The 2,988-nt window shown below is 59.7% G+C and carries 3 protein-coding genes and 1 pseudogene; 3 read left to right on the top strand and 1 reads right to left on the bottom strand.

Annotated features, from left to right (window positions below; translation table 11 throughout):
- The first annotated feature begins 62 nt into the window (after window positions 1–62).
- From tnpA to tnpC, 3 genes and pseudogenes are all read left to right on the top strand, one after another.
- Entirely contained in the window at window positions 63–470 is a 408-nt protein-coding gene (tnpA, locus tag C7477_RS18560; protein WP_110754813.1) for an IS66-like element accessory protein TnpA, read from the top strand.
- Window positions 467–817 (top strand): IS66 family insertion sequence element accessory protein TnpB, encoded by a 351-nt coding sequence (gene tnpB, locus C7477_RS18555; RefSeq protein ID WP_110754812.1) that lies wholly within the window; start codon window positions 467–469, stop codon window positions 815–817. The genes tnpA and tnpB overlap by 4 nt, the downstream gene beginning before the upstream one ends.
- A 58-nt stretch (window positions 818–875) precedes the next feature.
- Window positions 876–2,547 (top strand): annotated as a pseudogene (gene tnpC / locus C7477_RS18550) (IS66 family transposase).
- A gap of 27 nt (window positions 2,548–2,574) precedes the next feature.
- Here tnpC and C7477_RS18545 read toward each other — a convergent pair.
- Complete coding sequence (locus tag C7477_RS18545; protein WP_146226129.1) at window positions 2,575–2,796, bottom strand: hypothetical protein; 222 nt, start codon at window positions 2,794–2,796, stop codon at window positions 2,575–2,577.
- Between the last annotated feature and the right edge of the window lie 192 nt (window positions 2,797–2,988).

Below are 2,988 nucleotides of genomic sequence, written 5' to 3'. Positions count from 1 at the left end.
CGTATGCCTGCGGCGAGGGCCGTCTAGTTTGATTTGTAGAGCATGGTCTAGGCTCATGCCTTATGACATGGTCTCCAGTTGTTTCCCCCATTGAAGTTCTGCCGGCTGGTGGCGAAGGTCGCCGGCGGGATTGGACGGTCGAAGAGAAGGTCCGGATCGTTGAGGAAAGCCTGCAAGGCTTTCGTCAGGGCTGTGCGACAGCACGGCGCTATGGATTGTCGCGAGCGTTGCTGACGCGCTGGCGCAAGGAATACCGGAACGGTGTTCTTGTCGCTCCGGCGCGGCAGGGCTTCGTGCCGGTTTCGGTTTTGTCCGAGGCGGTAGAATCTTTTCCACCTGCGCCGGCGCCGGGTTCTGGCCCTGACATGCGCATCGAGATCGCGCTGGCGAACGGTCGCCGCGTGACGATCCCGGCGACGCTCGATCCAAGTCTCCTCGCGCGCCTTCTACCGGTTCTGGATGCATCATGATCGCATTTCCAGCGGGTGCGAAGGTGTGGATATCAGGTGGCGTCACTGACATGCGCTGCGGCATGAACAGCCTGGCGCTAAAGGTGCAGGAAGGGCTCGGTCGTGATCCGCATGGTGGCGAGATCTTCTGCTTTCGCGGACGCAAGGGCGATCTGGTCAAGATTCTCTGGCATGACGGGGTCGGCATGTCGCTCTATATGAAGCGGCTGGAGGCGGGGAAGTTCATCTGGCCAGTCAGCCGGGACGGCTCCGCCGTGCCGGTTTCTGCGGCGCAACTTGGTTATCTTCTCGAAGGGATCGACTGGCGTAATCCGCGCTGGACGCAGAGGCCGGCGAAGGCTGGATAATTGCTCGTATTATTCTGTTTTTGTTGGATTTTATGGGGCGGCATGATAGCTTTCCGCCATGGATGACGCTGCTTCGCAAATTACAAGATTGCGCGCCGATCTCGCGGCATCGCAGGCGCGCGCAGCCAAAGCCGAAGCCGAACTCGCCCAGGTTCGCGCCGTCGTCACCACCTCCGAGGCTTTGATCGCACATTTGAAGCTCGAGATCGCCAAGCTGCGGCGCGAGCAATATGGCCGAAGCTCGGAGCGCCGCGCCCGCCTCATCGACCAGATGGAACTGCAGCTCGAAGAACTCGAAGCCGATGCAGCGGAAGACCTCATCGCGGCAGAACGCGCAGCGGCAAAGACGACGAATGTTGCCGCCTTCGAGCGCCGCCAGCCCGTGCGCAAGCCTTTCCCCGGCCATTTGCCGCGCGAACGCGTGGTGGTCGAAGCTCCGTCAAGCTGCAACTGCTGCGGTTCGGCCCGTATAAGCAAGCTGGGCGAAGATGTCACCGAGACGCTGGAGGTAATTCCGCGCCGGTGGAAGGTGATCCAGACGGTGCGCGAGAAGTTCACCTGCCGGGATTGCGAGAAGATCTCGCAGCCGCCGGCCCCGTTCCATGCCACGCCGCGCGCCTTCGCCGGACCGAACCTTTTGGCCACCATTCTCTTCGAGAAGTTCGGCCAACATCAGCCCTTGAACCGCCAGGCGGAGCGCTATGCAAGGGAGGGCGTTGAGCTCAGCCTCTCGACGCTGGCTGATCAGGTCGGCGCTTGCACGACCGCCTTGAAGCCGATCCACGAACTGATCCGTGCCCATGTGCTCTCTGCCGAACGGCTGCATGGCAAAGCCTGTCCTCGGCCGGCCAAAGGCCGGACCGGGGGATACCACCGTGCCGCTTCTGGCAAGAGGCGCTACGAAGGAGGCAAGGCTCTGGATCTATGTCCGCGACGACCGTCCCTTCGCGGGAACTGCCCCACCCGCGGCACTGTTCCACTTCTCCGCCGATCGCCAGATGGTCCACCCCAACATGCATCTTTCCGGATGGAAGGGCATCCTGCAGGCCGATGCCTATGGCGGCTATAATGATCTTTATCGCACGGACCGAAGTCCCGGGCCGGTGGCGAGCGCCCTGTGCTGGAGCCATGCGCGGCGCAAATTCTTCGAACTGGCCGACATCGCCGGCAATGTGCGCAAAGGCAAAGCCGCCCACGAGATTTCGCCGGTCGCGCTTCAAGCCGTAAACCGTATCGATGCCTTGTTCGACCTTGAACGCAGCATCAACGGCAAGCCCGCCGAAGAACGGCTGGCGGCGAGGCAGAAACACACCCGTCTACTCGTCAAGGAACTGCATGGCTGGCTCACAGCCCAGCGCGCGCAGATGTCGAGGCACAACCCCGTCGCCAAGGCGATCGACTACATGCTGGGGAAGGAAGGCCGCTGGGAGGCTTTCACCCGCTTTCTCGACGATGGCAGGATTTGCCTGACCAACAATGCCGCTGAAAGAGCGCTACGCGGCATTGCGCTCGGTCGCAAGGCATGGCTCTTCGCCGGGTCGCAGCGCGGCGGCGAGCGCGCCGCGTTCATCTATTCGTTGATCGTCACCGCCAGGATGAACGATATCGACCCGCAGGCCTGGTTGGCGGACGTGCTGGCCCGTATGCCCGGACTTCCCATCTCCAGGCTGCCCGAACTGTTGCCGTGGCATTGGAAGGCCATCGGACACGCCCGGCAAGATGCTGCCTGAGCGCGCCGTTTCCAATGTGTCTCCAGATCAAAATGAGGGGCGTGCCTCCGTGTCATTCAAGGCGCTCGCAGCTGAATTTTCCACCTTGCTCCGCTTCGTCAGTTCATTTCTATAAACATCTTCAGCTTCGATGAACGCCATGGAAAGCATATAAGCCAGCATTCGAAATCTGTCCTTGTCTACGAGCTTGAACAACTCCCTCAACATTTCGATTATATAAGAAATGCGTGCTTCGGTATTGACGTCCATTATCATCTCGCCCCCATAATTAAACTTAATCAATGGATTCATTTAAGATGACAACAAGCTAATTGATCAATCCATCAATTTATAATTTTCGAATATTTGGTTAAGCTTGCAAATTTAACTAAATTATCGACAGCCTCCGCAACCCAAAGCCCGAAGCGCCGAAAGCAGCCACGGCCCAGGCCGGATGCTTAC

Source organism: Paramesorhizobium leguminum, from assembly GCF_003217235.1.
GTDB lineage: Bacteria > Pseudomonadota > Alphaproteobacteria > Rhizobiales > Rhizobiaceae > Paramesorhizobium > Paramesorhizobium leguminum.
This window is presented reverse-complemented; position numbering and strand designations above follow the sequence as displayed.

What these genes read in the sequence shown, in the direction of transcription:
- tnpA (WP_110754813.1), top strand. Translation starts at nt 63, where the DNA reads ATGACATGGTCTCCAGTTGTTTCCCCCATTGAAGTTCTGCCGGCTGGT.
- tnpB (WP_110754812.1), top strand. Translation starts at nt 467, where the DNA reads ATGATCGCATTTCCAGCGGGTGCGAAGGTGTGGATATCAGGTGGCGTC.
- C7477_RS18545 (WP_146226129.1), bottom strand. Translation starts at nt 2,796, where the DNA reads ATGGACGTCAATACCGAAGCACGCATTTCTTATATAATCGAAATGTTG.